Source organism: Virgisporangium aurantiacum, assembly GCF_016863635.1.
In the GTDB taxonomy this organism is placed as follows: Bacteria; Actinomycetota; Actinomycetes; order Mycobacteriales; family Micromonosporaceae; genus Virgisporangium; species Virgisporangium aurantiacum.
This window is the reverse complement of record NZ_BOPG01000063.1, coordinates 150,579-176,079: the sequence shown is the minus strand read 5'-3', so window position 1 is coordinate 176,079 and position 25,501 is coordinate 150,579. Positions and strand designations below refer to the sequence as shown.

General features: G+C 71.3%; 25 protein-coding genes. 13 read left to right on the top strand and 12 right to left on the bottom strand.

Going from position 1 to position 25,501, the window contains the following annotated elements; genetic code table 11:
• Positions 1 to 144 precede the first annotated feature (144 nt).
• Together Vau01_RS43360 and Vau01_RS43355 are read right to left on the bottom strand one after the other, a co-directional pair.
• Positions 145 to 2,154, bottom strand: a complete 2,010-nt coding sequence (locus tag Vau01_RS43360) for a DUF5005 domain-containing protein (RefSeq protein ID WP_204005942.1) — start codon at positions 2,152 to 2,154, stop codon at positions 145 to 147.
• A 30-nt stretch (positions 2,155 to 2,184) separates the two neighbouring features.
• Positions 2,185 to 2,379 carry a hypothetical protein gene (locus tag Vau01_RS43355; protein WP_204005941.1) on the bottom strand — a complete coding sequence of 65 codons (195 nt, stop codon included), beginning with the start codon at positions 2,377 to 2,379 and terminating at the stop codon, positions 2,185 to 2,187.
• A 126-nt stretch (positions 2,380 to 2,505) separates the two neighbouring features.
• Between Vau01_RS43355 and Vau01_RS43350 the strand changes: the two genes are divergently transcribed.
• Together Vau01_RS43350 and Vau01_RS43345 are read left to right on the top strand one after the other, a co-directional pair.
• Positions 2,506 to 3,735 carry a sensor histidine kinase gene (locus tag Vau01_RS43350; RefSeq protein WP_204005940.1) on the top strand — a complete coding sequence of 410 codons (1,230 nt, stop codon included), beginning with the start codon at positions 2,506 to 2,508 and terminating at the stop codon, positions 3,733 to 3,735.
• Entirely contained in the window at positions 3,723 to 4,379 is a 657-nt protein-coding gene (locus Vau01_RS43345) for a response regulator transcription factor (RefSeq protein ID WP_204005938.1), read from the top strand. Before Vau01_RS43350 ends, Vau01_RS43345 begins: the two co-directional genes overlap by 13 nt.
• Here Vau01_RS43345 and Vau01_RS43340 read toward each other — a convergent pair.
• On the bottom strand, positions 4,366 to 4,968 hold the full coding sequence (locus Vau01_RS43340) for a DNRLRE domain-containing protein (RefSeq protein ID WP_204005936.1): 603 nt from the start codon (positions 4,966 to 4,968) through the stop codon (positions 4,366 to 4,368). The genes Vau01_RS43345 and Vau01_RS43340 overlap by 14 nt on opposite strands.
• Positions 4,969 to 5,122: 154 nt before the next feature.
• Between Vau01_RS43340 and Vau01_RS43335 the strand changes: the two genes are divergently transcribed.
• The 7 genes from Vau01_RS43335 to Vau01_RS43305 all read left to right on the top strand — a co-directional run bounded on the left by Vau01_RS43335 (position 5,123) and on the right by Vau01_RS43305 (position 13,390).
• Positions 5,123 to 5,890, top strand: a complete 768-nt coding sequence (locus Vau01_RS43335) for an ABC transporter ATP-binding protein (protein ID WP_204005934.1) — start codon at positions 5,123 to 5,125, stop codon at positions 5,888 to 5,890.
• Positions 5,891 to 5,990: 100 nt separating this feature from the next.
• On the top strand, positions 5,991 to 8,462 hold the full coding sequence (locus Vau01_RS43330) for an FtsX-like permease family protein (protein ID WP_204005933.1): 2,472 nt from the start codon (positions 5,991 to 5,993) through the stop codon (positions 8,460 to 8,462).
• A gap of 82 nt (positions 8,463 to 8,544) precedes the next feature.
• Positions 8,545 to 10,077: a phenylacetate--CoA ligase family protein gene (locus Vau01_RS43325; RefSeq protein ID WP_204005963.1), complete on the top strand. Its 1,533-nt coding sequence runs from the start codon at positions 8,545 to 8,547 to the stop codon at positions 10,075 to 10,077.
• Positions 10,077 to 10,520 (top strand): DUF4188 domain-containing protein, encoded by a 444-nt coding sequence (locus tag Vau01_RS43320; protein ID WP_204005932.1) that lies wholly within the window; start codon positions 10,077 to 10,079, stop codon positions 10,518 to 10,520. The genes Vau01_RS43325 and Vau01_RS43320 overlap by 1 nt, the downstream gene beginning before the upstream one ends.
• A complete protein-coding gene (locus Vau01_RS43315; protein WP_204005931.1) occupies positions 10,520 to 11,581 on the top strand; it encodes a hypothetical protein in 1,062 nt (353 codons plus the stop codon). The genes Vau01_RS43320 and Vau01_RS43315 overlap by 1 nt, the downstream gene beginning before the upstream one ends.
• The gene (locus Vau01_RS43310) at positions 11,578 to 12,495 is read left to right on the top strand and encodes a nitroreductase family protein (RefSeq protein ID WP_204005930.1); all 918 of its coding nucleotides are present in this window, start codon (positions 11,578 to 11,580) and stop codon (positions 12,493 to 12,495) included. Before Vau01_RS43315 ends, Vau01_RS43310 begins: the two co-directional genes overlap by 4 nt.
• Positions 12,496 to 12,547: 52 nt before the next feature.
• Positions 12,548 to 13,390 (top strand): polysaccharide lyase, encoded by an 843-nt coding sequence (locus Vau01_RS43305; protein ID WP_204005929.1) that lies wholly within the window; start codon positions 12,548 to 12,550, stop codon positions 13,388 to 13,390.
• Here Vau01_RS43305 and Vau01_RS43300 read toward each other — a convergent pair.
• Positions 13,364 to 14,119: an alpha/beta hydrolase family protein gene (locus Vau01_RS43300; RefSeq protein ID WP_204005928.1), complete on the bottom strand. Its 756-nt coding sequence runs from the start codon at positions 14,117 to 14,119 to the stop codon at positions 13,364 to 13,366. The two genes, Vau01_RS43305 and Vau01_RS43300, sit on opposite strands and share 27 nt — an antisense overlap.
• Before the next feature lie 8 nt (positions 14,120 to 14,127).
• Positions 14,128 to 14,814, bottom strand: a complete 687-nt coding sequence (locus tag Vau01_RS43295) for a MerR family transcriptional regulator (RefSeq protein ID WP_204005926.1) — start codon at positions 14,812 to 14,814, stop codon at positions 14,128 to 14,130.
• A gap of 54 nt (positions 14,815 to 14,868) precedes the next feature.
• Between Vau01_RS43295 and Vau01_RS43290 the strand changes: the two genes are divergently transcribed.
• Both Vau01_RS43290 and Vau01_RS64815 read left to right on the top strand, forming a co-directional pair.
• Positions 14,869 to 15,492 carry a hypothetical protein gene (locus tag Vau01_RS43290; RefSeq protein WP_204005924.1) on the top strand — a complete coding sequence of 208 codons (624 nt, stop codon included), beginning with the start codon at positions 14,869 to 14,871 and terminating at the stop codon, positions 15,490 to 15,492.
• A 182-nt stretch (positions 15,493 to 15,674) separates the two neighbouring features.
• Positions 15,675 to 15,806: a hypothetical protein gene (locus Vau01_RS64815; RefSeq protein WP_275424007.1), complete on the top strand. Its 132-nt coding sequence runs from the start codon at positions 15,675 to 15,677 to the stop codon at positions 15,804 to 15,806.
• A 258-nt stretch (positions 15,807 to 16,064) separates the two neighbouring features.
• Here Vau01_RS64815 and Vau01_RS43285 read toward each other — a convergent pair whose 3' ends face one another.
• Positions 16,065 to 17,525 (bottom strand): MFS transporter, encoded by a 1,461-nt coding sequence (locus Vau01_RS43285; protein WP_204005922.1) that lies wholly within the window; start codon positions 17,523 to 17,525, stop codon positions 16,065 to 16,067.
• Positions 17,526 to 17,657: 132 nt separating this feature from the next.
• On the opposite strand from Vau01_RS43285, the gene Vau01_RS43280 reads away from it, so the two are divergent.
• The gene (locus Vau01_RS43280; protein WP_204005920.1) at positions 17,658 to 18,242 is read left to right on the top strand and encodes a TetR/AcrR family transcriptional regulator; all 585 of its coding nucleotides are present in this window, start codon (positions 17,658 to 17,660) and stop codon (positions 18,240 to 18,242) included.
• On the opposite strand, the gene Vau01_RS43275 is transcribed toward Vau01_RS43280, so the two are convergent.
• The 3 genes from Vau01_RS43275 to Vau01_RS43265 are packed head-to-tail and all read right to left on the bottom strand — an operon-like array spanning position 18,196 to position 21,461.
• A complete protein-coding gene (locus Vau01_RS43275; protein ID WP_204005918.1) occupies positions 18,196 to 20,595 on the bottom strand; it encodes an ATP-binding cassette domain-containing protein in 2,400 nt (799 codons plus the stop codon). The genes Vau01_RS43280 and Vau01_RS43275 overlap by 47 nt on opposite strands.
• 9 nt (positions 20,596 to 20,604) lie before the next feature.
• On the bottom strand, positions 20,605 to 21,012 hold the full coding sequence (locus Vau01_RS43270; RefSeq protein ID WP_204005916.1) for a VOC family protein: 408 nt from the start codon (positions 21,010 to 21,012) through the stop codon (positions 20,605 to 20,607).
• 5 nt (positions 21,013 to 21,017) lie between these two features.
• Complete coding sequence (locus tag Vau01_RS43265) at positions 21,018 to 21,461, bottom strand: helix-turn-helix transcriptional regulator (protein ID WP_204005914.1); 444 nt, start codon at positions 21,459 to 21,461, stop codon at positions 21,018 to 21,020.
• Positions 21,462 to 21,530: 69 nt separating this feature from the next.
• Between Vau01_RS43265 and Vau01_RS43260 the strand changes: the two genes are divergently transcribed.
• Complete coding sequence (locus Vau01_RS43260; RefSeq protein ID WP_204005962.1) at positions 21,531 to 22,679, top strand: RNA ligase RtcB family protein; 1,149 nt, start codon at positions 21,531 to 21,533, stop codon at positions 22,677 to 22,679.
• Here Vau01_RS43260 and Vau01_RS43255 read toward each other — a convergent pair.
• From Vau01_RS43255 to Vau01_RS43245, 3 genes are read right to left on the bottom strand one after another with little or no spacing between them, the layout of a single operon-like run.
• On the bottom strand, positions 22,676 to 23,560 hold the full coding sequence (locus tag Vau01_RS43255; RefSeq protein ID WP_204005912.1) for a formylglycine-generating enzyme family protein: 885 nt from the start codon (positions 23,558 to 23,560) through the stop codon (positions 22,676 to 22,678). The genes Vau01_RS43260 and Vau01_RS43255 overlap by 4 nt on opposite strands.
• Positions 23,557 to 24,891: a radical SAM protein gene (locus Vau01_RS43250; RefSeq protein WP_204005910.1), complete on the bottom strand. Its 1,335-nt coding sequence runs from the start codon at positions 24,889 to 24,891 to the stop codon at positions 23,557 to 23,559. The genes Vau01_RS43255 and Vau01_RS43250 overlap by 4 nt, the downstream gene beginning before the upstream one ends.
• Positions 24,888 to 25,496 (bottom strand): hypothetical protein, encoded by a 609-nt coding sequence (locus Vau01_RS43245; protein WP_204005909.1) that lies wholly within the window; start codon positions 25,494 to 25,496, stop codon positions 24,888 to 24,890. Before Vau01_RS43245 ends, Vau01_RS43250 begins: the two co-directional genes overlap by 4 nt.
• Positions 25,497 to 25,501 lie beyond the last annotated feature (5 nt).

Here is a 25,501-nt window from a genome sequence, read left to right as displayed (position 1 = left end):
GGCACCACAACTGCAAGATCAACTCCGGCGGGCGCGATCTTGGACTCCCCGCGGTGCCAGGACACCGTCAGGAGTCCAAGATCGCGGCGGGCGCTCCCGCGGTCGGCGGGGGCACCCCGCGCGGTCGGCAAGGCGGGGGCACGGTCAGGCGAGCGCTGTCGCGCGGGCGGGGAGGGATTTGCCGGACTCGCCGGCGCGGTTCGTCGCGGTTACCACGAACTCGTACTCGTGGCCGGCGGCAAGGCCGGTCGGGACCGCGGTGGTGCCGGTGACCGGGACGGGGATTTCGGCGAAGTCGGGCTGGCCGGCGGTGAGGTCGCGCTGGTAGACGCGGTACTTGACGGTCCCGACCGGCGCGGTCCACGTCAGCGCCACCGTGCCACCTGGGCGGGCGGTGGCGGCCACGTTCGCGGGTGGCGTCGGCAGGCCCTTCCAGGATGTCGCCCGGACCCGGGACCACGGGCCGGGGCCGCCGCCGCCGACGCCGCGTACGCGGAACTCGTACACGTGGCCGTTGGTCAGGCCGGTGACGAGGGTCTTCGTCGACGCCGCGCGGGGGTGGTCCATGCGCGTGAAGCCTCCCTCGCCGGCGGTGACGTCGCGCTTCTCGATGTCGAACCGCCAGGCGCGACGGGGCGACAGCCACTCCAGCGTGATCTCGCCGCCGCCCTCCTCGGCCGCGCCGAGCCCGTCGGGTGCCGCGGGCGGGGCGACGTGCGCGGTGGCCTCCACCGGGTCGGAGCGGCGGCCCTCGCCGACCGGGGTCTGTGCGGCCACCCGGTACTCGTAGCGGTGGCCGTTCTTCAACAGATCGAGCGTCGTCGACGTCCCGGCAACGGTCCGGGGGAGCCGGACCCACTGGATCTGCCCCGCCGTGACGTCCTTCTGGTAGACGCGGTACTGCGCCTCCGGCCCGGCGGCCGCCCACGACAGGAGGACCCGCCCGTCCTCGTCGGGCTGGGCGGCCAGCGTGCCCGGCGGATCGGGCAGGCGGGCCTGGTCCTGCGTCGCCGGCGGCCACGGCACCTCGACGAACCGCGGCCGGTACAGCGCCGCGTCGGCGTAGATGTCCCCCTTCTCGAGGCTGTTGACGTTGTACGAGAACAGCAGCTTGCCCGGACGCGCGAGCAGCGGGTGCAGCGTGGCGTCGTAGGCGATCACCGGCCGCTGGTCACCGGTCTCCGGGACGCGGTACAGCTCCACCGGATCGGTGAACGGCCCGGTGAGCGCCTCGGCCGTGTACGCGACGACGGAGGAGTTCAGCGGGATGTGCGACTCCATGCTCAGCAGCACCCACCGGTCCCGCACCCGGTCGACGGAGAAGCTGGTGCCGACGCCGCTGGCCAGCCGCGCCGAGCGGGCCTCGTCGGGCTGCCAGGCGGAACCGTCGAAGAACTGCCACGCCCCGCCCAGCCCGCCGGCCGGCACCCGGGCCAGGTGCAGGAAGTTGAAGTCGTCGGTCTGCTCGGAGCCGTAGACGTACGTGAAGCCGCCGTCGTCCACAATGGACTGCCCCCACGCGATGCCGCGCGTCAGCGGCAGCGGTTTCGTCTCGGCCACCTTCAGGAACGGCAGGGTCAGGGTGACGAGCGACGTGCCGGTCCGCCGGATGTCGAGCAGGCCGGGGCCGATGTGCTCGTAGTGGTTCACCAGCACCCGCAGGTTGCCGCCGTCGACGATCGCGTCGCCGACCCAGCAACCCATGCCCACCGTGTCGTCGCACATCAGCGACATCGGGTACGCCGGCGAGCCGCCGTGCAGCGTCGACGTGAGCTCGCGGCGCGTCTGCACGACGAGGCTGTTGTGGACCATCGGCGCGTCGGCCGGCCGCTTGCCGCCCGACACCGAACCGAGGAACGTGTCGGAGAACAGCCACCCCACCTGCTCGCCGGGCAGGTCGACGGAGACCGTGCGGTCGCCGCCGGTCCAATGAAATCCCGGCCCGTCGGCGTAGGCCGTCCACATGGAGGTGAGCTCGGCGGCCGACATGGTCAGGTGGGCCGACGGATCCGACGACGCCTCGACGCCGGCCGGCGGCGCGGAATCGTCGGTGGCGACGTAGGCGACGAACCCGGCACCCAGCACGAGCACGGCAAGCGCGGCGAAGATCAACCACAGCCGCCTGCTCGACCCGCCGCCCCGTTCGTCGGTCACGACAGGACGATATCCCGCGATCGGTCGTGATCACTTCACGATTCGGTCGCGGCCCCGGTAGTGGTGCACGACCAGAGCCGCCGCGCAGCCGAGCGTGATCACGCCGAAGCCGACGCTCGCGATCGCGCTCGCGCCGGCGGCCGACGCGGTCGCGTTGGCGGCGGCGCTGAGGATGAGCACGAGCCAGAGGACGGGCCGTAGCATCCCGCCAGTTTCAGAGGTCATGACCACCACGCTAGGAACCCTCGCCGTCGCCGACGATCCCGTCAGCGACCCGACCCGGGTACAGCAGGCTGTACTTTTCCGTGCGGGCCGGGCCGTTCCGGGAGTCCGTCGCCTATGGTCTCTGGAATGCGCCGCTATCTCCGTGACCGCGTGCGCGTGTCCGTCGACGCGCTCGAACACCTCGTCGGCGGCCTCGGCACCTCGATCCTGGCGCTGGTGGCGTTCCTGGTGCTGATGGTGGTGGCGGTCGCGAGCGTGGTCGGGGTCGGCCTGGTGGCTGTGCCGTCGGCACTGCGGGCCGCGCGGTCGGCCGCCAACCGGGAACGGGGCCGGCTGTCCCGCTGGAACACCACCCTTCCCGCGCCGCCGCCGGTGCCCGCCGGTTTACGGGACGCGGTGCGCGACCCCTGGGTGCGGCGCGAACTCGCGTTCGTGGCCATCCACGGCACGTTCGGGTTCGCGCTCGGCGCGATCGGGTTGTCGCTGCCGTTGAACGCCGTCCAGTACGTGCTGTTCCCGCTCTACTTCTGGCTGATCCCGCCCGACGTGGGCGGACCGGGCTACGTCTCCTGGCGCATCGACGGGCTGCCCGACGCGCTCGCGGTCGCGCTGATGGGCGTCGGCTGGCTCGCGGTCACCCTCCCGGTCCTCCCGTGGATGGCCCGCGTGCAGGCGGCGCCGGGCCGCCGGTGGCTGGCGCCGCCGCGCGACGTCGACGTGTCGCTGCGGATCGCCGAGCTGACCGCCACCCGCGCGGCCGCGCTCGACGCGCACGCCGTGGAACTGCGGCGCATCGAGCGGTCGTTGCACGACGGGGCGCAGAACCGGCTGGTCGCGGTCACCGTGCTGGTCGGAGCGGCGAAGCGGGCGCTGAGCCGCGACCCCGCGCGGGCCGGCGAGATCCTCGACCGCGCCCACGACGCCGCCGAACTGGCGCTCGCCGAACTGCGGACGGTGGTGCGCGGCATCCTGCCACCGGTGCTCGACGACCGCGGGCTCGCCGCCGCGCTCGCCGGCCTGGCGAGCGGTAACGCCGTTCCGTGCACGGTCGAGGTGGACGTGCCGGGCCGGTGTGCCGCGTCGGTCGAGGCGACCGCGTACTTCGTGGTGGCCGAGGCGCTCACGAACGTCGCCAAACACAGCGGTGCGGGCAGCGCGGCCGTGACCGTCCGGCGCGCGGGCGACCGCCTTCTCCTCACGGTCGCCGACGACGGCCGCGGCGGCGCCGACGAGGGCAACGGCTCCGGGCTCGTGGGGATCCGCCGGCGCGTCGAGGCGTACGACGGCCGGTTCACACTAACCAGCCCACCCGGTGGGCCGACGACGATGGACGTGGAGTTGCCGTGCGGATCGTGATCGCCGAGGACGACGCGCTGCTGCGCGAGGGACTGGCGCTGCTGCTGCGGGCCGAGGGGCTCGACGTGGTGGCCACCACCGACTCTCCGTCGACGTTCCTGTCCGCTGTGGACACTCACAAGCCCGACGTCGCGATCGTCGACGTCCGGATGCCGCCCACGCACACCGACGAGGGCATCGTCGCCGCCGTCGAGGCGCGGCGCCGGCATCCCGCGCTCGCGGTGCTGGTGCTGTCGGCGTACGTGGAGCAGGCGTTCGCGACCGACCTGCTCGCCGCCGGCGCGACCGGGCTCGGGTACATGCTCAAGGAACGCGTCGGCCGGGTGGAGGAGTTCCTCGGCGCGCTGCACCGCGTCGCCGACGGTGGCACGGCCATCGATCCCGAGGTGGTCGGCCAGTTGCTGGCCCGCAGCCGCCCCGACAGCACGCTGAGCCGGCTCAGCCCGCGCGAGCGCGACGTGCTCGCGCTGATGGCCGAAGGGCTCGGCAACACCGCGATCGCCGAGCGGCTGTTCGTCACCGACGGGGCCGTGCACAAGCACATCCGCAGCATCTTCGCGAAGCTCGACCTGTCACCCGACGACCGGGCCGATCGCCGGGTGACGGCCGTGCTGCGTTACCTGGAGGACACTAGGGCGCGATGAACTCCACGATGAGCACCGGGTCGTTGTCGAACTTCTTCCACCCGTAGGTGTCGACCTCGCTGGTGGCGCGCAGGCCGAGGGTCACGTCGTCGGCGCCGGCCGCGGCGGCCTCCCGCACGGCGGCGAGCACGTTGAAGTCGACATTGCCGTCGGGGCAGGAGCTGCTGTAGCCCTTGGCCACGTTGAGGACGGTGAGCTTGGCGATCCAGGCGGGCTGGTTGTTCCACGTGGTCGCGGCGTCGATGGGACCGGTGCGCCACACCTCCACCGGCCGGGCGCTGCACGACCACGAGTGGGTCTCGAACGTGCGGAACCGGGCGGAGAGGATCTGGGCGCCCTTCAGCGCCGAGGTGTCCATGCGGAAGAACGACCGGTTGGTGCCCCCGCTGTCGCTCTCGTGGCCGACCCGCGCCACGTCGAGGCTGTTGAAGTCGGACTTGGACGGATAGGACCGCCAGACCGAGGTCCACGCGAGCCGGTTGCCCGCGACGACCACGGTGGAGGCGTTGGCGTTCGCGGGAACGGCGGCGAAGGCGGCCGCGGCAAGCGCCGCGGCGAGGACGAGCAGGAAGGAAGACAGACGACGCACTACATACCCCCGTATGCATCAGACGCATCCGATATGGATGACGGTGAATATAGTACAGCAGGCTGTACCTCGATCGACTCGCTGGCTGGATCGTCCATCGACCGCCGTCGCCATAGCGTTCTCCGGGTAACCATTACCAGATACGGAGAACCTGATGTCCGTCTACGTTGGACAGACCGTCGACACGGCGGTCCGCGTCGAGCAACTCACCCGCACGTACGGCACCGGGCCGCAGGCGGTCGCCGCGCTCGCGGGCGTCGACGTGTCGTTCCACCGCGGCACGTTCACGGCGGTCATGGGACCGTCCGGCTCGGGCAAGAGCACGCTGCTGCAGACGGCGGCCGGGCTCGACCGGCCCACGTCCGGGCGCGTCTTCGTCGGCGCCACCGAGCTGTCGGGCCTGTCGGAGACGAAGCTGACGAAGCTGCGCCGCGACCGGATCGGCTTCATCTTCCAGGCGTTCAACCTCGTCAACGCGCTCACGGTCGAGGAGAACATCCTGCTGCCACTGCGGTTGGCCGGCGCGTCGCCCGACCACGCGTGGCTGAACCACGTGATCGACCGGGTCGGGCTGCGGGAGCGCCTGCGCCACCGTCCGTCGGCCCTGTCGGGCGGGCAGCAGCAGCGCGTCGCGATCGCGCGGGCGCTGGCCACGCGTCCCGAAGTGATCTTCTGCGACGAACCGACCGGCGCCCTCGACACCGAGACCGCGGCGGACGTCCTGACCCTGCTGCGCGCGGTGGTCGACGAGAACCGGCAGACGGTCGTGATGGTGACGCACGACCCGGTGGCCGCCTCGTACGCCGACCGCGTGCTGGTGCTGGCCGACGGGCGGATCGTGCGCGACCTGCCGCAGCCCGGGGTCGAGCGCATCGCCGAGCAGCTGGCCTCGCTGGGCCGCCGTCGGGTGGTGAACTCATGATCGAGCGAAGCGAGATCATCATTGGGCACAGGGAAGCCGATTCGCTCGCGGAGCGAGCGGATCGGCGGCAGGACCGCAGCTCGCGAAGCGAGGTGCGGTCATGACGCGCCTTGCCCTGCGGATGCTGCGGTTCCGGCCCGGATCCGCGGTCGCCACGCTGCTCGCGCTCGCCGCGGGCGTGATGATCCTGATGGCGATGGGCGCGCTCGTCGAGTCGGGACTGCGGTACGAACCGACGCCGGTCCGGTACGCGGCCGCCGACATCGTGGTCGCCAACCGCGAGATCACCGTCCACTCCAAGGATCTCGACGGCTCGGACGTCGTCTCGTCGGTGCGCCTGCCGGAGGGCGGTACCGTTCCCGCGGACCTCGCCGAGCGCATCCGCGCGGTTCCCGGCGTGGCGCGCGCCGCCGGCGACGACACCGTGCCGGTGGTGGTTCCGTCGGCGTCCATTGTGGTCGAGGGCCACGGCTGGGGCGCGGCGGCGCTGGCGCCGTACCGGATCGTCGACGGCACCGCGCCCGCGTCCGACACGGACGTCGCGGTGGACCGGCGGCTCGGGCTCGCGCCCGGCCAGCGGGCCGACGTGCTCGTCGGGGGAGTGGCGCGGACGTACCGCGTCAGCGGCGTGGTCGACGGGCCGGCACCGGCGGTGTTCTTCACCGATCCGCATGCGGCATCGTTGTTCGCCCGCCCGGGCCGTGTCTCCGTCGTCGGCGTCGTCGTCGCGCCGGGCGCCGACCGCGGTGCCGTGCTGGAAGCGGTGCGCGCGTTGGCAACAGACGCGAGGGTCTACATCGGCAAAGACCGCGGTCTGATCGAGGATTCCGACGGCCTCGCGGCGCGGGAACTGCTGGTCCAGGCGGGCGGTGCGTTCGGCGGGTACGTCGTGCTGCTGATCGTGTTCGTCGTCGCGGCCACCGTCGGCCTGTCGGTGCGGCACCGCCGTCGCGATCTGGCGCTGCTGCGCGCGATCGCCGCGACCCCGGGCCAGGTCCGTCGGATGATCATGGCGGAGGCGGCGCTGGTGAGCCTCGCCGCCGTGGCGATCGGCGCGCCGGCCGGCCTCCTCGCGACCCGCTTCGTGCGCCGCCAACTCGTCGACCGCGGCTTCGTCCCGGCCGGTTTCCCGATCTCCGACGGCCTGGCCGCACCCGTCGCGGCCGCCGTTGTCGTCGCGCTGGTGGCCCTGCTCTCGGCGCTCATCGCGGCCCGCCGGGTCACCTCGATCCGGCCCGTGGAGGCGCTCGGCGAGGTCGCCGTCGAAGCGCAACGCGGCGGCAAGGTGCGGCTGGTCTTCGGCCTCGTCGCGCTGGGCGGTGCCCTCGCGTCGAGCGCGTTCACCCTCGGCGCCGGCGGCCAGGCGGCGCTGGCCGGCGCGCTGGGCATGCTGTACCTCTTCGTGACCGCGGTCGGCCTGCTGGCGCCGTGGATCAACCGGACCGCCGCCACGGTCCTCGCGCCGGTGCTGCGCCTCGTGTGGGGCGCCAGCGGCTACCTCGCGACGGCCAACCTCAAGGCGAACGCGCGCGGCATGGCCGCGGTGCTCACCGCGCTGGTGCTGTCGGTCGGCCTCGGCGGCTCGGTCTGGTTCCTGCAGAACAACCTCGAACGCCAGACGCTGGCGCAGAGCCGCGACGGCCTGATCGCCGGGCACGCGCTGGTCGCGCCGGCCGGCCTGCCTCCGTCCACAGTGGACGAGGTGCGGAAGACCGCCGGGGTCGAGTCCGCGACGGCGGTGCGGCGCACGTCGGTCGTCGTCAAGTTCCTGGACAGCGCGGAGGTGGTCGGCGCGCAGGCCGTCGACGCGACCGACCTGGCGTCCACAATGGACCTCCGGGTGACCGACGGCGACGTTGCCGACCTGCGCGGCGCCGACACCGTTGCGGCGTCGTCGATCCGGGCGTCCACGCACGGGTGGAAGGTCGGCGACCGGGTGAAGCTCTGGCTCGGCGACGGCACGCCGGTGACGCTGCGGCTGGTGGCGATCTACGACCGCGGCCTCGGCTTCGGCGACATCACGCTGACGCGCGAGACGGTCACCGGTCACACCGCCCGGAACCTGGACGACGAGATCCTCATCGCGGGTGACCCGGCCGGCCTCGCCGACCGCTTTCCGGGCGCGTCCCTCGTCGCCACCGACGGTCTCACCCGACAGCTCGCCGACGACCTCGCCGTCAGCGCGTGGCTCAACAAGCTGCTCGTCGGCGTGATGGTCGGGTACGCCGCGCTGGCGGCGGCGAACACGATGGTCATCGCGGCCCTCGCGCGGCGGCGGGAACTGGCCGTGCTGCGCCTCGTCGGGGTCACCCGCCGCCAGGCGCGGCGGATGGTCAACGCGGAACAGGCCGGGCTGCTCGGGGTCGCGGTGCTGACGGGTGCGACGATCGCGTTGGTGACGCTGGCGTTGGTGGTCAGGTCGGTGACCGGCGAACCGGTGCCCTACGTGCCGCCGCTGGGCTGGGTCGCGGTGATCGGGGGGACGGCGCTGCTGGCGCTGCTCACCACCGTGCTGCCGATCGGCCGGCTGCTCCGGGTCCCACCGATCGAGCACATGGGTGTGAAGGAATAGTTCGTGGGCGCCGCTACCTAGGCCGGGTTGAGTACCTGGGCCGAGGTGGCGGCGCCGTGTTTTTCATACGGTGCTGGGCGTGATGAGTTTCGTTCGCCAGTGGACGCTGCGGCTGACCAGCCTCGCGTTGACCGCGCTCTATGCGCTGTACCGGGTGCACCCCGCCGTCTGGCGGACGATGGCCCGCAACTACCGCCCGTGGATGGGCCGGTTCGCCCGCCTGCACGCGTTCATGACGTGCCAGTTCGCCGCTCTCGACGTCCCCGCCTATGCCGACTTCCTGCGCCGGCGCGACTGGGTCTTCCGGTACTTCGACCTCTCCACCTATCCGGAGACGTCGAAGCGGTCCTACGTCCAGGCGTATCCGGAGGAGCAGCGGTGCTGGCACGGCCGGATTCTCGTCAGCGGCAGCGTGGTCGACGAGTCGTCGGGCTCGTCGGGTACGCCGTTCAACTGGGTGCGCAGCCGGCGCGAATTGAACACCGTCCACAAGAACCTGGCCGGGTACACGACGCTCGTCTTCCCGTCGCGCCGCCGCTTCGTGATCAACGCGTACTCGATGGGCGCGTGGGCCACCGGCACCAACACCGGCATCGCGATGGCGAAGGTCGCCATGGTGAAGAACACCGGCCCCGACCTCGCGAAGATCGTCGACACGCTGACGCACTTCGGACCCGGGTTCGAGTACATCGTCACCGCGTACCCGCCGTTCCTGAAGCACCTGCGCGACGCGCTCGACGCTCTCGAGTTCCGGTGGAGTGACTACCGGATCAGCGGTCTGGTCGGCGGCGAGGGAATGACCGAGGCGCTCCGGGACTACCTCGAGGAGCGCTTCGTCAAGGTGCGCAGCGGGTACGGCGCCAGTGATCTGACGATCGGGGTCGCGGGGGAGACCGACCTCAGCGTGTGGCTGCGCCGCCGGCTGCGGCACGACGACGCGTTGCGGGCGCGGCTGCTCGGCCCCGACGAGCACCGGCTGCCGATGGTGTTCCAGTACAACCCGCTGGAGACCTACCTGGAGACCAACGCCGACAACGACGTCGTCTGCACGGTGAACTCGACGTCGGTGATGGCGCCCAAGGTGCGGTACAACATCGGTGACGAGGGACGGCTGCACCCGTTCCCCGACGTGCTCGCCGCTCTCCCGCCGTCGCTGCGCGCGGAGGCGTTGGACGCCTGGAGCACCGACCGAATGCGGCTGCCGTTCCTGTTCCTGTTCGGCCGCCGCGACAGCACGGTCTCGTACATGGGCGCCAACATCTACCCGCAGGACGTCGAGTACGGCCTGTACGCCGGCAACCCGATGGCGCACCTGATCGCCGGGTTCTGCCTGGAACTGGTCGAGGACCCCGACCTGCGTCCGCGTCCCGTGGTGAACCTGCGCCTGCGCACCTCCGTGGTCCTCGACCGCGACGAGCGCGACGACCTCGCCCGGCGGTGCGCCGACGGCGTGGTCGCGCACCTCGCGTCGGCCAGCCGCGACTTCGCCGAGTCGTTGCGCGAGGACCCGTCGGCGGCCCGCGTCGAGGTGCGCGTGTTCGACCACGACGAAGGTCCCTTCGCGGGCACCGACAACCGGATCAAGAACGTCTACCTGATGACGGGAGCACGCTGATGCGCACCGACGACTTCTCGAACGCGCCGCCGATGGGACAGGCGACGGCGATGTTCGTCGGCGCGACACGGTACCGCGGGCCGCTGTCGCTGATCCGGCTGCTGCCGCGGTGGCTGCGCCTGGTGCGGCAGATGAAGCGGATGCGGGGGTACTGCTGGCACACCGTCTACTGGCGGTACCCGTTCAGCCTGGGCACGATCGCGTTCTTCCGCGACCGTGACGCGCTGCTGCTGTTCGCCCGCGGGTCGGCGCACCGGGACCTCATGTGCTGGGTCACCGATGCCGGCACGCGGCACGCGACCGGTGGTTACATCCGCCTCTACAACGCCGAGCCGGCCGGCTACACGAACGGCGTCTGGCGCGCCGAGGAGAACGTGATGAGGCACATCGAGACGTTCAGTCCACTGTCGACGGAGCGCGTCGGACCGGCGGTGCACCGCTGATGGTCGTCGTCGTCTCGAAAGTTGCCGACACCGTTTCCCTGCGCGAATTCTGCGACCTGCCGCTGCGCCTGCACCCCCGCGACAAATACGTGCCGACGCCGCAACCGGTGATCGCCCGCTGGTACCGCGACGGCGTCGACCTGTACGTGGCCCGCAACGACGCCGGTGTCGTCGTGGGGCGAACCACCGTCCACCGCGACGACGCGTTCGACCGGAAGGTGGGGCCACGGCAACTGTTCGGCCTCACCGAGTTCGTCGACGATCCCGCCGTCCTGACGGCCCTTCTGGACACAGCGGCGGCCGGAGGCCGCAGGCTGTTCGGACCGGTCGCGCTGCTGCCGAACCAGACCGGCGGGGTCATCACCGACGGGTTCGCCGAGCGCGGGTTCATCGACTCGGCGTGGAACCCGACCTGGTACCCGGCCAGGTACGAGCAGTACGGGCTGCGCCGCCGCTTCGTGGCCGACACCTGGATCTGCGATCCCACCGCGCCGGGCGGGTTCACGTTCGACGACAGCCGGATCGCGGTGGAGGACCTCGTGATCCGGCGCGGGTCGCGGCGGAGACTCGGCGCACAACTGCCGATCCTGCGCGACATGCTGAACGCGAGCTTCGACCAGCTCGGCTACTACACGGAGATCTCGGCCGCGCAGCTGGCGGCGCAGACCGACGGGTTGGCGTTCCTGCTCGACGAGGGCCTGCTGCTGTGGCTGGAGAAGGCGGGCAAGCCGGTCGCGTTCATCGTGGCGATGCCCGACATCTCGGAGTTCCTCATGCGCGTCGGCGGGAAACTCGGTGTGGCGCAACAGTTCCGGCTGCTGCTCACCCGCCGCCGGTACCGGCGCGACGCGGTGCTCGTCATCAAGGGGACCGTCCCGTCGGAACAGGGCAACGGCTACCTGACGCTGCTCTCCCGGGAACTGCACCGGAACCTGCGCGCTGGCGGCTACCGGTCACTGCGCAGCACGTTCGTCGAGCGCGGCAACCACGCCTCGGCGGCACAGTACCGCCGCATGGGCGGCCGTCCGCTGCACGGCTACACCTTCTACGAGACGCCGTGAGCTGGGTGGCCGATTTCCGGGAGCTGGAGCCGGTGGTGCAACGCGCGCCCAGCGCCCACAACACCCAACCGTGGACGCTGACCTACGGCGCCGACCACGTCGACATCGGCTGGGATCCGGCCGCCGCGTTGCCGGTCGCCGACCCGACCCGCCGCGACCTGTTCCTCGGCCTGGGCGCGTTCGTCGAGACGTGCCTGATCGCCGCCGCCGACACGGGTCTGACCGTCGCCGCCGAGGGGCTGCGTCTCGTCGCCGCGCCGGCCCGCTACGACACGCCGTTCACCGTCACCGACATCGAGGAGCGGCGCTGCGCCCGCGGCCGCTACGAGCCCGGCCCGCTCCCGCCCGTGTCGCTGGAGCCCGGCGTGGTCCGGGTCAACGCCGGTGCGGTCGCGCCGCTGCTGCGCCCGGCCGACCGCTGGATGTTCGGCTCGGCACCCGTGACCGCCGAACTGCGCGAGTGGCTCCGGCTCACGCCCCGGCACCCGCGGTACGACAAGGACGGGCTGACCGACCGCGCGCTGGCACTGTCCACAGTGGAGGCGATCGGGCTACGGGTGGCGGTGAGCCGCCCGGTGCACGCGGTCGGGCGTCGGCTCGGGCTGCCGGCGCTGCTGGCCGCGGCGTCCACTCTCGACGGAACCGTCTTCGTCCTGACCGGCGACGACCCCGTCGACGCGGGCCGCCGCCTGATGCGAACCTGGCTGACGCTGGGCCGCGCGGGGATCGCGGTGCACCCGCTGAGCCAGCTCCTCGACTGCCCGCACACGGCGCGGGCGGTGGCGGCCATGGTCGACGGCACGCCGCTGGCCGTCTTCCGCGCCGGCCGCCCCGTGACGCCACCGCCCCGGTCGGCCCGCCTGTCCGCACCGCGCTCCGGCGCCAGCCCTTCGTGGACATCGATTGATGGATAAATCTTCATTAAGGAGAATGCCGTGGCGTGGCCGGTTCGGCAGACTCGATGTCATGAGACTGCGTCTGGCCATCGGCGCCGCCGGCGTCGTCACGGTGCTGGCGACGATCGCCACCACCGTCGCCACGCTGGCCGTCACCGACGCGTCCGCCGCCGAGAGCCGGTCGGCCGCCCGGCTCGAGACGCAGCGGGCGGCCGCGACCACCTGGTCGGCGTCGTTCGAGGGCTTTCCCGGCGCCGCGTGGAAGTCGTCGTGGGGCGTGGTCTCCGGTGGCCAGTTCGGCTTCGACCGCATGTTCGCGATGACCGGCGGCGGCCTCCTCGTGCGCTACGGCGCCGGATCGTCGGCGCCGAGCTGCACCAACTGCCCCACGGAGGGCGGCGGCCAGTTCTACACGAACGTGCCCTCCCTGGCCACCAGCCGCACGGTGAGCCTGAAGTATCAGCTGAAGTTCCCGGTCGGCCATGATTTCGGACGCGGGGGCAAGCTGCCCGGCCTCTACGGCGGCAGCCCGGGCGAGGCGTCGGGCGGCAACCACGGGAACGCCTGGTCCACCCGGTTCATGTGGCGCAACGGCAACCAGGGCGAGGTCTACTTCTACTCGCCCGACGAGGAGGGCTACGGCCGCGACCTCGGCCTGGGATCGTGGAGCTACCCGGCCGACGACGCGTACCACACGATCGAGCAGTTCGTCGACCGCACCAGCCAGACGATCACCGTCTGGTTCGACGGTCGGCAGGTCTTCACCACGACCGTCAGCGGCATCAGCGCGATCGACGTCAGCGGCATCTTCTTCTCGACGTTCTACGGCGGCCACTCCACCGAGTGGGGCCCGGCGGTCGCGTCGGAGGCGCGGTTCAAGAACTTCTCACTGAGCACAGCGGTCCAGCACTAGGGAGACGGCCCGGTCGACGGCCTGCCGCGACTCGTCGGTGTGGTCGAGGATGTCGAAGGCGTGCCGGCCCTGCGGCACGTCGACGATCGTCAGGTCGGCGTCGGCGGCGCGGGCCGTCGCCACGAACGCCGCCACCGTGTCGGCGATCGCGGGCCGTTCGAGTCCCACCCGGGTCAGCATGATCGGCAGGGCGTTCGCCCGCTGGGCACCGGCGACGCCGGCCGCGGCCGCCACCCCGACGGCCTCCACCGCGTCGGCCGGCCGGAAGCGGAGGTCCGGCGTGAAGCCGGGCATGGGGCCGAGCAGCGGGTAGCTCAGCGCGACGCACCGCAGCCACGCGGGCGGGTCCCGTAGCCAGTCGGCGCTCAACGGCCCGCCGCCGGAGAAGAACCAGAGCGCGACCCGGTCGGCGTCGACCCGCGGATCGCGGCGCACCCGGTCGACGGCGGCCACCACCTGCCCGGCCGCGGCCGGATAGGCGTCGACGTCGAAAAGATCGTGATCGAGCGTCACCCCGACGGCGCCCCGGGCGGCGACGAGCGAGCCGTACCCCCGGTACTGCGGCCATTCCCGCGGGCGCGGCGTCACCGTCGGCGGCAACGGTCCACCGTGGACGAACACCACCGCCGGCCGCGGCCCCTCGACGCCCGGCAGGTACAGGTCGACCGCGCCGTCCCGCTCCGGTTCGACCGGTTCCACCGCCACCACGAACGGTTCGAGAAACTCCATGCTCCACCCTAAACGGGGATCTCCAGGACGACCGCCGTGGCGCCGTCGCCGTCGACGAGGTGCTCCTCCACCGTGGGACCGGCCGGGGCGAGCCGGTGGCGGTGCAGCCAGTCGAATAGGTCGTGCCCGGCGCGCACCACCCCGACATCCGGCGGAACCGTCGCCCGCACCACGCTCCGCGCGGGCAGTGTCAGCGGGTCACCGCCGCGCGTCCCCATGGCCGCGGCGAAGGAGCCGGCCGGGCTCGCGCTCAGCCAGGTCAACAACGTCCCCGCGCACAGGTCTTTGAGTTCAGACGGGTGACCGACCTCCACGTACCGGACGCGCAGCCGTCGCGGTCCCACCCGGGTGAGCTGGGGGAGGACCGTGCTCGGGGTGGCCAGCCGGTCCTCGGCGGCGGTCATGACCGCGGACAGTGCGGCGATGTCGCGCCGGAGCGCCGCCACCCGCTCGGCCAGCGCCTGCCGCACCTGCGAATCCGGGGCGTCGACGATGTCGGCGATCTGCCGCAACGACAACCCGAGATGCTGCAGCCCCCGGATGCGCTCCAACCGCGTCAACTCCGCGGCCCCGTACCAGCGGTACCCGGTCGCCCGGTCGACCGCGGCCGGCGTCAGCAGCCCGATCTTGTCGTAGTGGCGCAGCGTGTGGTCGGAGACGCCGGCCATCCGCGCCAACTGCCCGATGCGCCACACGTGGTCCTCCCGCCTTGACCTTCGCCCCGCACGAGGGTTCTACCTTTCCCGGCCATGACGACCACCGCCGCCCGGCCGACGGGCGCCCTGCTGCTGACCGCGCTGATCGCCATGATTGCGTCCGCGGCCATCGTCGTGCCATCGGGGCTGACCCTGAATCCCGCCGAGCCGGCCGCGACCCTGGCCGCCGTGCACGACAAACCCGGCCTCCACCTGTTGGAACTGGCCCTGGACGTGGTCGGCTGGCTCGCCCTGACCACCGCCGGCCTCCTGCTCGCCGCCCGGCCCGCCTCGGGCGGGGTCGCGGCGGGGTTGCTGGCTGCCGCCGGCCTGGCCGGCCTTCTCCACGACGCGGGAAACCTCGCGGTGACGCAGCTGGCCGCCGACCCCGCGAACGCGCCCATGGCCGCGGCCGTGCTCCTCACCGCGAAGTGGACGGTCAACCTGGCCGGCCTCCTGTGGGTGGCGGCCACTCTCGCGATGAGCCGCACCGTGATGCGCCGGGCGGGTGCGATCGCGGTGGTGTCCGGGCTGGCCGCGGTCGTCCTGCCGTGGACCACCGGCACGGCCGGCCCGTCCCCCGCCCTGGAACAGGCCGGCTACCTCCTCCACCTGCCGGTCATGCTCTGGTGGGCCGCGCTCGGTACCTCGTCGCTGCGCCTCGTGAGTGGGAGGTGAGATACCCCCAACCGCGCAGTTGACGTATCCAACCTCCCACTCAACCTATTGCTGCCATAACAACCACAAAGTTCAAAGATCTGCTGGCTCGTCCACCATTGACCGATCTTCGACTTCGGTCGTTAAGGCCTAGATACTGCAACGGATGTGGCGGGTGTGCCCGATCGCGTGCAGTGCGGGGCGTGACCACTGATGTGTTCTGCTCGATGGCTCAAGATCGCCGTTCGCGGAACAAACCTGAAGCCTCACTGCGGGTTTCTTCCAAGGACAGCGATCTTGCTGTCGGCTCGTCCAAGATGACCTCGAACCCGTGATGCCGCCCACGCCGGATCACCCCGCATGAGTCGATCTTGCAGTTGTGGTGCCTGCCAAAGCGGGACAAAGCCGTTGTGATCCGACACCACAACTGCAGGATCAATTGAGGGGCGAACCCCAGTCCAAGATCCGCAAAGTAGGCCGAGCAGGGGAACCAGCCTAGCCTCCTAGGATGGCGGAGAGGGTGTGCGGGCTACCACCCGCACGAGCGACAACGGAGGCCGGGCCCGTACCCAGGCCCGGCCTCCGTTCAACGGCTACCGCTGGAGGGCTGCGGCGTCCACGGCTTCGGCGTGGCGGCGGCGGGCCGAGGGGAGGGCAACGGCCGCAGCCACGGCGATCACCGCCACCGCCGCGCACACCCAGAAGCCCTCGGTGAACGCGGCGTCCGTCGGCAGCCCGCGGGCGTCGGTGTTGGACGCGATCACCGCGGCGACCACGGCCGTCCCGATGCTGCCGCCGATGGTGCGCACGATCGCGTTGACGCCGGTGGCCTCGCCGGTGTGGCTGGCGGGGACGGTCTCGATGATGGCGTTGGACATGGCCGCGAACGCCAGGCCGATGCCGGCACCGGTCAACAGGCCGGAGACCACGATCTGCCAGAGCGAGTCGTGCATCAGCGCCGGCAGGGCGAAGGCGGCAACAACAGCAACGGCGCCGAGGAACATCGGGAGCTTCGGGCCGAACCTGCGGTCGAGCAGGCCGGACAGCGGGCCGAACACCAGCATGGTCATCGTCGTGGGCAGCAGGAACAGGCCGGCCTGCGACACGGACTTGCCGAAGCCGTACCCGGTCGCCGCGGGAAGCTGCAGCAGCACCGGGATGAGCAGGAACGTGCCGAACATCGCGAAGCCGAACGCCAGGCCGACGAGGTTGGTGGCCCACACGCCGCGGATCGCGATCAGGCGCATGTTGATCAAGGGTTCGCGCACGCGGAGTTCGACCAGTACGAAGGAGAGAAGCGCCACCACGCCGAGCGCCAGCAGGCCGATGGTCAGCGGGTCGGTCCAGCCCCAGTCGCGGCCCTTGCTGATCGCCAGCAGCAACGCGACCAACGAGACCGACAAGATTGCTGCGCCGAGCACGTCGAGGCGGCCGGGCGTGCGCACCGGCGACTCGGGCACGCCGAAGATCACGCCGAGCATCGCGATCACGATCAGCACCAACGGTAGCCAGAACAGCCAGTGCCACGAGAGGTGGTCGACGATCGGGCCGGCGGCCACGATCCCGATGCCGGCGCCGATGCCGAACAGCGCCGACAGCAGGCCGACGATCACGCCGACCTTCTCGCGCGGAAGTTCGTCGCGCACGATACCGATCGACAGCGGCAGGATCGCGCCGGCCGCGCCCTGGAGGGCGCGCGCGGCGATCAGCACGATCAGGTTCGGCGCGAGCGCGGCCAGCAGCGTGCCGGCGAAGAAGATCACGAGGACGGCGAGCAGCACCCGCCGCTTGCCCACCATGTCGCCCAGCCGGCCGAGGATCGGGGTGAACACCGAGGCGGCCAGCAGGTACGCGGTGAGCACCCAGCTGATGTCGCCGGTGGAGGCGCTCAGGTCCTTGGCGATCACCGGTAGGGCCGGCGCCACCAGCGACTGCAGCGTCGCGAACGCGAGGCCGCCGAGCGAGAGGAACAGGACCAACAGGGTGGCATTGGCGTGCCGGCCGGAGGTCGCCCCGCCGGGGAGGTCGCGCTTGGCGGCGACGGTCTGTGTCATGTGAGGAGCCCCCGGAGTTGAGAGAGAGCATGTAAACGTATGCTGACTTAGCTACGGTAGGGTGATCACCAAGCTGAGTCAACGCGCGTTTACATCACATGTGACGTCCGTTACCCGGGAAGGGGGAGTCCGATGGACGAGACCGCCCGTAGGCGCGATTCCACCCGCACGAGAAAAGCTCTATTGGACGCGGCGAGCCGCCGCTTCGCGCAGGACGGCTACTCCGCCACCACGGTCCGCCACATCGCCGACGACGCGGGTGTCAACGTCGCCCTGATCAACCGGTACTTCGGCTCCAAGGAGGGCCTGTTCGAGGCGTGCCTGGTGAACCTCGTCGAGGAGTCCCGGCAGGAGGCCAGTTCGGAGCCCGAGCGCATCGCCGAGAGCATCGCGGCCCTGATCGCCGGGCCGAAGGCCGACCACGGTCACCGCGAGTTCCTGCCGTTGCTGCTGCGCAAGACGGGCGACGAGCGGATCGACCAGCTGCGGCTGGGCTTCCTGCGCTACTACACGGAGCGGCTGGCCGCCGCCGCCGGATGGCAACCCGGCGGTGACGACCAGCTCCTGCTCCGGGCGCAGCTCGTGCTCGCCGCGTCGATCGGTGCCGTGGTGTTCCGGGCGGCGGGGCTGGAGCCGCTCGGGTCGGTCGACGAGAAGGACCTGGTCGGCCCTATGCGCGACCTCGTCGACGCGGTGCTGCTGCGGCACGGCTCTTAGCGGGCGCTCCCACGTAGTCCGCGAGGTGCTCGCCGGTCAGCGTCGACCGCTTGGCGACCAGTTCGGCCGGCGTCCCCTCGAACACGATCTTCCCGCCGTCGTGGCCGGCGCCCGGGCCGAGGTCGATGATCCAGTCGGCGTGCGCCATGACGGCCTGGTGGTGCTCGATGACGATCACCGACTTTCCGCTCTCGACCAGCCGGTCGAGCAGGCCGAGCAGCTGCTCGACGTCGGCGAGGTGCAGGCCCGTGGTGGGCTCGTCGAGGATGTAGATGCCGCCCTTCTCACCCATGTGGGTGGCGAGCTTGAGCCGCTGGCGCTCGCCGCCGGACAGGGTGGTGAGCGGTTGGCCGAGGCTCAGGTACCCGAGCCCCACGTCGACCAGCCGGGTGAGGATCGCGTGCGCCGCCGGGAGCTTCGCATCGCCGTCACCGAAGAACTTCTCGGCCTCGGCCGCCGACATCGCCAGCACCTCGCTGATGTCGCGACCACCGAACTTGTAGTCGAGCACCTCGGCCTGGAACCGCTTGCCCTCGCACTCCTCGCACGGGGTGGCGACGCCGGCGACCATGCCGAGGTCGGTGTAGATGACGCCGTTGCCGTTGCAGACCGGGCAGGCGCCCTCGGAGTTCGCGCTGAACAGCGCCGGCTTGACGCCGTTGGCCTTCGCGAACGCCTTGCGGATCGGTTCGAGCAGACCGGTGTACGTGGCCGGGTTGCTGCGCCGCGAGCCCTTGATCGCGGCCTGGTCGATCGCGACCACGCCGTCCCGCCCGGCCACCGAGCCGTGGATCAGCGAGCTCTTGCCCGAGCCCGCCACGCCGGTGACCACGGTGAGCACCCCGAGCGGGACGTCGACGTCGACGTTCCGCAGGTTGTTCGCCGTCGCACCGCGGATCTCCAGCGCCTCGGTCGACTCCCGCACGTTCTCCTTGATCGACGCGCGGTCGTCGAGGTGCCGGCCGGTGACCGTGTCGCTCTTGCGCAGCTCCTCGACGGTCCCCTCGAAGCAGATCGTGCCGCCGGCCGAGCCGGCGCCGGGGCCGAGGTCGACCACGTGGTCGCCGATCGCGATCGTCTCCGGCTTGTGCTCGACGACGAGCACCGTGTTGCCCTTGTCGCGCAGCCGGATCAGCAGGTTGTTCATCCGCTCGATGTCGTGCGGGTGCAGCCCGATGGTGGGCTCGTCAAAGACGTACGTGGTGTCGGTGAGCGACGACCCGAGGTGGCGGATCATCTTGACGCGCTGCGCCTCGCCGCCCGACAGCGTGCCCGACGGCCGCTCCAGCGACAGGTAGCCGAGCCCGATCTCGACGAACGAGTCGAGCGTGTGCTTCAGCCCGGTGAGGAGGGGGGCGACCCCCTTGTCGGTGATGCTCCCGACCCACTCGGCCAGGTCGCTGATCTGCATGCGGCACGCGTCCGCGATGTTCTTGCCCTTGATCTTCGACGACCGGGCCAGTTCGGTGAGCCGGGTGCCTTCGCACTCGGGGCAGGTCTGGAACGTGATGGCCCGCTCGACGAACGCGCGGATGTGCGGCTGCATCGCCTCGACGTCCTTGGACAGGAACGACTTCTGGATCGACGGGATCAGCCCGGAGTAGGTCAGGTTGATGCCCTCGACCTTGATCTTCGTCGGCTCCTTGTAGAGGAGGTCCTGGAGTTCGCGCTTGGTGTACTTCTTGATTGGTTTGTCCGGGTCGAAGAAGCCGGACTGGCGGAAGATGCGGCCGTACCAGCCCTCCATGCTGTAGCCGGGGATTGTGATCGCGCCCTCGTTGAGCGACTTGTTCTCGTCGTAGAGGGCGGTGAGGTCGAAGTCGGAGACCGAGCCGCGGCCCTCGCAGCGCGCGCACATGCCACCGGTGATGCTGAAGCTGCGCCGCTCCTTGATCTTCTGGCCGTGCTTCTCGACGGTGACCGCGCCGGCGCCCGAGATCGACGCGACGTTGAACGAGAACGCCTGCGCCGAGCCGATGTACGGCTTCCCGAGCCGGCTGAACAGGATGCGCAGCATGGCGTTGGCGTCGGTGACGGTGCCGACCGTGGAGCGGGGGTTCGCGCCCAGCCGCTCCTGGTCGATGATGATCGCGGTGGTGAGGCCGTCGAGGAAGTCGACGTCGGGCCTGGCCAGCGTCGGCATGAACCCCTGCACGAACGCGCTGTACGTCTCGTTGATCATCCGCTGCGACTCGGCGGCGATCGTGCCGAACACCAGCGAGCTCTTCCCCGAGCCGGAGACGCCGGTGAACACGGTGAGCCGGCGCTTCGGTATCTCGACGCTGACGTCCTTGAGGTTGTTCACCCGGGCGCCCTGCACTCGGAGCAGGTCGTGGGAATCGGCGGGGTGCATGCGTTCTCCTCAGGCTTGCTGGATACGGAGCAGGTTGCCCGCGGGGTCCCGGACGGCGAAGTCACGGATGCCGTACGGCTGGTCGGTCGGCTCCTGGACGATGTCGATGTCGGTGGCCTGCAGCTTCTCGAACGTGGCGTCGACGTCCTTCGTGGCCAGCAGCAGGGCGGCGTAGGTGCCCTTGGCCATCATCTCGGAGATCATCCGACGCTCGTCGTCGGTGATGCCCGGGTCGGCACCCGGCGGGGTCAGCACGATCGAGGTCTGCGGCTGGTCGGGCGGGCCGACCGTGAGCCAGCGCAGCCCGTTGAAGCTGACGTCCTTGCGCAGCTCGAAGCCGAGCTTGTCGCGGTAGAAGGCGAGGGCGGCCTCGCCGTCGTCGTGTGGCAGGAAGCTCGCGGAGATCGCAATGTTCATACCGATCAGGCTAGTTGCGACGGGTCGGCCCGGGCTTCTCGATTCCTGATCGGTCTGGTGACCTGCCTGGTGACGATCGTCGGGAAGTCGGCCGGCGCGTGCTCGGTGCGGTAGACGCTGGGCGGGACGCCGACCAGTTCGGTGAACCTGGTGCTGAACGTGCCCAGTGAGGAACAGCCGACCTCGAAGCACACGTCGGTGACGCTCATGTCGCCCCGGCGCAGGAGCGCCATCGCGCGCTCGATCCGCCGGGTCATCAGGTAGGAGTACGGCGACTCGCCGTAGGCGGCGCGGAACTGGCGGCTGAGGTGGCCGGCCGACATGTTCACGCCCCGGGCGAGCGCCTCGACGTCGAGCGGCCGGGCGTACTCGCGGTCGATCCGGTCGCGCACGCGCCGCAGCCGCACGAGGTCGCGGAGGTGCTGGGTCTCAGCGGAGGTAGCGGCCATCGCGTTGATAATAAATTGCCGGGACGGGCGTGGGGCGGCACAGTGTGACCATGACGTTCTGACGTGCTGTTGTTCTGGGACCATGCCGCCCGTTTCTGTACGAGGAAGAACGTCTTGTCTACCGTTACCGTTTTCGCGTCGTCGACGAGCTGGATCGAGTCCGACGCGGTCGACCAGTGCCACCACGTCGCGGCGCTCACCGGCATGCGTCACGTCGCCGGAATGCCCGACCTCCACCCCGGCAAGGGCGCCCCGATCGGCGCGGCCATGTCGTCGACCGTGCTGTACCCGCACCTGGTCGGCTCCGACATCGGCTGCGGCATCGCCGTGTTCCCGGTGAAGCTGAAGCGCGCGGTGCCCGAGCAACTCGCCGGCCGGTTCCCGAACCTCGACGTCGCCGTCGACGACGACGATCCCGCGTGGGACGTGGTCGACGAGTTCGGCGGGCCGCCCGGCGGGTGGGTCGAGGGGCTGGGCACGGTCGGTCGCGGCAACCATTTCGTGGAGCTGGCCCGGGTCGAACCGGTCGCTGACGCCTCGCGGCTCGGGCTTTCCGCCGGCGACCTGGTGCTCATCGTCCACAGTGGATCGCGCGGCCACGGCGAGCGCATCCTCCGCGCGCACACCGAACGCCTCGGCGCCGGCCCGTCCGACGACCCCGCCGGCTACCTCGCCGCGCACGACGACGCCGTGCGGTGGGGCTCGCTGAACCGTCGGGTGCTCGCCGCCCGCGTGGCGGCCGCGCTCGGTTCGCCGGTGACCGCCCCGATCGTCGACCAGTGCCACAATCTCGTCGAGGTCACCGGCGAGGGTTACCTCCACCGGAAGGGCGCCGCCCCGGGGAACGGCTGCGACGTGCTGATCGCCGGCACCCGCGGAACGCGGTCGTACATCGTGGCCGCGCACGCCGGTCCCGAGGCGAACTTCTCCGTGGCCCACGGCGCCGGACGCAAGATGTCGCGGGCCGACGCGCTGCGCCGCGGCAAGGCCAAGCACACCGTCGAGGAGCTACGGCGCACGCCGGTCGGCTCGGTCGTCGTGTGCGGCGACCGGCAGTTGCTGTTCGAGGAGGCGCCGACCGCGTACAAGCGGATCGAACAGGTCATCGCCGACCTCGTCGACCACGGCCTGGCCACCCCGGTGGCGGCGACGGTCCCCCTGGTCACCTACAAGACCCCCGACGCCGGTCCGTCCGGAAAGCGCGGCCGGCGCCGTTAGGCCCCGGCTTCTGCCTTGCGGCAGAGGCGGAAGCCGATGTTCGGCGCGAAGTGGTCGCCCCACGCGGCGTCCCGCCACGACCGCGACCCGCGCGACATCCGGAACGACACGGTCACCGCGTCGGCGCAGTCCGACCACGACCCGCCGCGCAGAACGCGTTCCTCGCCTCCGCCGGCGCTTCCGGCGTAGGACATCGAGTCGTACCAGTCAGACGTCCACTCCCACACCGTGCCGCTCATCGCGTACAGGCCGTATCCGTTGGGCGGGAACGTGTCCGGCGCGCGGATGGAGAACTCGGCGAACCGGTCGAAGTCGCAGCGGTCGGGGGTCGGTGGGTCGTCGCCCCACGGGTACCGGCGGCCGGCCAGCCCGCCCCGGGCGGCCTTCTCCCACTCGGCCTCGGACGGCAACGAGTACCGGACGTCCGCTGTGGACAACCGGGCGCACAGCTCCTCGGCGTCCTGCCAGCCGACGCTGACCATCGGTGTCTCGAGCTCACAGTACTGGAGGCGGATCTTGTTCTGCTCGTAGAGATGGAACCCGGGCTCGGGCGGCGTCCCGATGGGTGGTGGCTCCCAGCCCATCAGGTCGCAGTAGGCGGCCCACGTCATCGGCGTCTCCGCGAGCCAGTAGGCGCCGAGGGTCACCGGATGCACCGGGCTCTCGTCCGGGTCACCGTCGGTCGAACCCATGAGAAACGTGCCGGCCGGCACGTACCGGAACCGGATGCCGTGCTCCTCGACGGCGAGCCGGTCGAGCAGGTCGCGCCGTTCGTCCGTCACCTCGAAACCCCGGGCGTACGCGCGGTCGTAGGCGCTGGCGGCGCCGGGCAGGTCACCGCTGCCGGCCAGGTCCCGGGCGAGGGTGAGCGGGTCGGTCATCTCCGCACCGTCCGTACGTCCACGATGGACAGTGGATTGTGGACGGCGGCGGCCGTCGAATGCTCGAGAGCGACCTGGTCGGAGATCCACGGGTCGGGCGCGTTGACCGAGCCGTTGAGAACGAGCGCCCGGGCCCGGCAGCCGCCGGCGAACGTCGCCGTGTTCCCCCGTCCGCTCGACGCCTCCGCGTGCGGCAGCGCGCGGATCGCCCGGAACCCGGCGCTGTGCCGCCAGATCTCGGCGAGCGAACTGTCGCGCACGTTGGCGGCGACGAACGCCGGACCCAGGAAGCTGCACGGGTTCACGTCACCGGACACCGACACCGAGCACACCAGGTTCCCCGCGCCGCACCCGTAGTTCTGGTGTACCACCGACTGCGTCTCGGTACGCGAGTACGGGCCGAACGGGTCGATCTGGCGCAGGTGCATCGCGTCGTCGTCGATGCTGGCGAGCGTGTTGAGGGCCGCGTTGTACTCGGCGAAGCTCGGCATCAGCTCCATATGCTGCGTCGCCACTCCCACCGGGTACAGCGGGCGGAACACCGCCGTGTCGGCGCCGACGTCGTGCGCGAGGCGCGCACACGCGTCGATCTCGTCGACGTTGGTGCGCATGACCGTGAACGCGAGCGTGAACCGGGCGTGCCGCCGCAGCAGCGCCAGCTTGTCGAGCACGCGGTCGAACGTCCCCTCGCCCCGGACCCGGTCGTTCGTGGCCGCCGTCGCGCCCTCCAGGCTGACGTTCAGCCACACCAGGTCGCGCCGGCCGAACTCGCGCGCGGTCTCCTCGGTGAGCAGCAGGCCGTTCGTCGTGACGCACGGCGCCAGCCCGTGCCCGAGGGCGAGGTCGACGATGTCGAAGAGGTCCCTGCGCAGCAGCGGTTCCCCGCCGGTCAGCCCGAGCCGGAAGCTGCCGAGCGCCGCCATCTCGGCGAACAGGCGGTCGAGTTCGTCCAGCGTCAACCGGCGTTCGCGGCGCGGCAGGTCGCCGGCGAAGCAGTGGGTGCAGGTCAGGTTGCACGCCGAAATCACCTCGAGGTGAACCGCCAGCGGCGCGGCGAGGTGGTCGGCGGGCGGGTCGACGTCGAGCGCCACGCCGGCGAACCGGGTGTCGACGGTGAAGAAGCCGAGGTCGTAGAAGTGCTCGAAGAACCGCACGATCCGCTGCCGGTGCGCGTCGTCGCGGGCGTCGGCCAGCACCGCCTCGACCGGCGCGGTGAGCAGGCGGGTGAGCACGTCGGTCGCGTCGGCGTCGAACGGGAGGTAGCGCGAGGTCCGGCGGTCGAACACCAGGCTGCCGAAGAACTGCGGAATGAGCACCAACGGCGGCCTCACAGCGTGAACTCCCGCCGGATCCAGACCCGGGGCACGTTGAGCTCGACGCCCAACCCGACGGCGCCCGCCTCGGCCAGCCCGTCGACGCGGTACCGCGCGTAATCGCGGTCCGGATCCTCGGGTGGACGCCGGTCGGGCCGCGCCGCCATCTCCAGCCAGTCGCCGTCGTCGAAGCCGGGATGCAGCCACCCGTCGTCGGCGGGTCTGTCCACTGTGTACCGCCACGTCCCGTCGGCGGCCGTGACCAACCGGAACGCCGCGCCGCGCTCCGGCCGCGACCGGGCGGGCGGCTCGTCGACCGCGGTGACCATCAGCACCAGGTACGCCGGGTCGAACCCCGACACCACCAGCCCGAGCACGTGCCCCCCGAACGGCACGATCGACCGCGCCGCCGGCGGCGACTGCCCGTCGAGGAGCAACGTGCCCTCACCCTCGACGTACATCCGCAGGACCAGCGGCACCCCGGCACGCGGGTCCCGCCACCGCAGCACCACCCCGCCACAACCGGCCGGCACCTCGCAGTGCCCGTGCTCCTCGAGAATCAGCAACGGCGACTCCTTGGAGTACCGCGACAGCGAGTTGAGCTTCAGGTCCCGATCCGCCACCCGCC

What these genes read in the sequence shown, in the direction of transcription:
- Vau01_RS43355 (WP_204005941.1), bottom strand. Translation starts at nt 2,379, where the DNA reads ATGACCTCTGAAACTGGCGGGATGCTACGGCCCGTCCTCTGGCTCGTG.
- Vau01_RS43350 (WP_204005940.1), top strand. Translation starts at nt 2,506, where the DNA reads ATGCGCCGCTATCTCCGTGACCGCGTGCGCGTGTCCGTCGACGCGCTC.
- Vau01_RS43335 (WP_204005934.1), top strand. Translation starts at nt 5,123, where the DNA reads ATGTCCGTCTACGTTGGACAGACCGTCGACACGGCGGTCCGCGTCGAG.
- Vau01_RS43330 (WP_204005933.1), top strand. Translation starts at nt 5,991, where the DNA reads ATGACGCGCCTTGCCCTGCGGATGCTGCGGTTCCGGCCCGGATCCGCG.
- Vau01_RS43325 (WP_204005963.1), top strand. Translation starts at nt 8,545, where the DNA reads ATGAGTTTCGTTCGCCAGTGGACGCTGCGGCTGACCAGCCTCGCGTTG.
- Vau01_RS43320 (WP_204005932.1), top strand. Translation starts at nt 10,077, where the DNA reads ATGCGCACCGACGACTTCTCGAACGCGCCGCCGATGGGACAGGCGACG.
- Vau01_RS43315 (WP_204005931.1), top strand. Translation starts at nt 10,520, where the DNA reads ATGGTCGTCGTCGTCTCGAAAGTTGCCGACACCGTTTCCCTGCGCGAA.
- Vau01_RS43305 (WP_204005929.1), top strand. Translation starts at nt 12,548, where the DNA reads ATGAGACTGCGTCTGGCCATCGGCGCCGCCGGCGTCGTCACGGTGCTG.
- Vau01_RS43300 (WP_204005928.1), bottom strand. Translation starts at nt 14,119, where the DNA reads ATGGAGTTTCTCGAACCGTTCGTGGTGGCGGTGGAACCGGTCGAACCG.
- Vau01_RS43290 (WP_204005924.1), top strand. Translation starts at nt 14,869, where the DNA reads ATGACGACCACCGCCGCCCGGCCGACGGGCGCCCTGCTGCTGACCGCG.
- Vau01_RS43285 (WP_204005922.1), bottom strand. Translation starts at nt 17,525, where the DNA reads ATGACACAGACCGTCGCCGCCAAGCGCGACCTCCCCGGCGGGGCGACC.
- Vau01_RS43280 (WP_204005920.1), top strand. Translation starts at nt 17,658, where the DNA reads ATGGACGAGACCGCCCGTAGGCGCGATTCCACCCGCACGAGAAAAGCT.
- Vau01_RS43275 (WP_204005918.1), bottom strand. Translation starts at nt 20,595, where the DNA reads ATGCACCCCGCCGATTCCCACGACCTGCTCCGAGTGCAGGGCGCCCGG.
- Vau01_RS43270 (WP_204005916.1), bottom strand. Translation starts at nt 21,012, where the DNA reads ATGAACATTGCGATCTCCGCGAGCTTCCTGCCACACGACGACGGCGAG.
- Vau01_RS43265 (WP_204005914.1), bottom strand. Translation starts at nt 21,461, where the DNA reads ATGGCCGCTACCTCCGCTGAGACCCAGCACCTCCGCGACCTCGTGCGG.
- Vau01_RS43255 (WP_204005912.1), bottom strand. Translation starts at nt 23,560, where the DNA reads ATGACCGACCCGCTCACCCTCGCCCGGGACCTGGCCGGCAGCGGTGAC.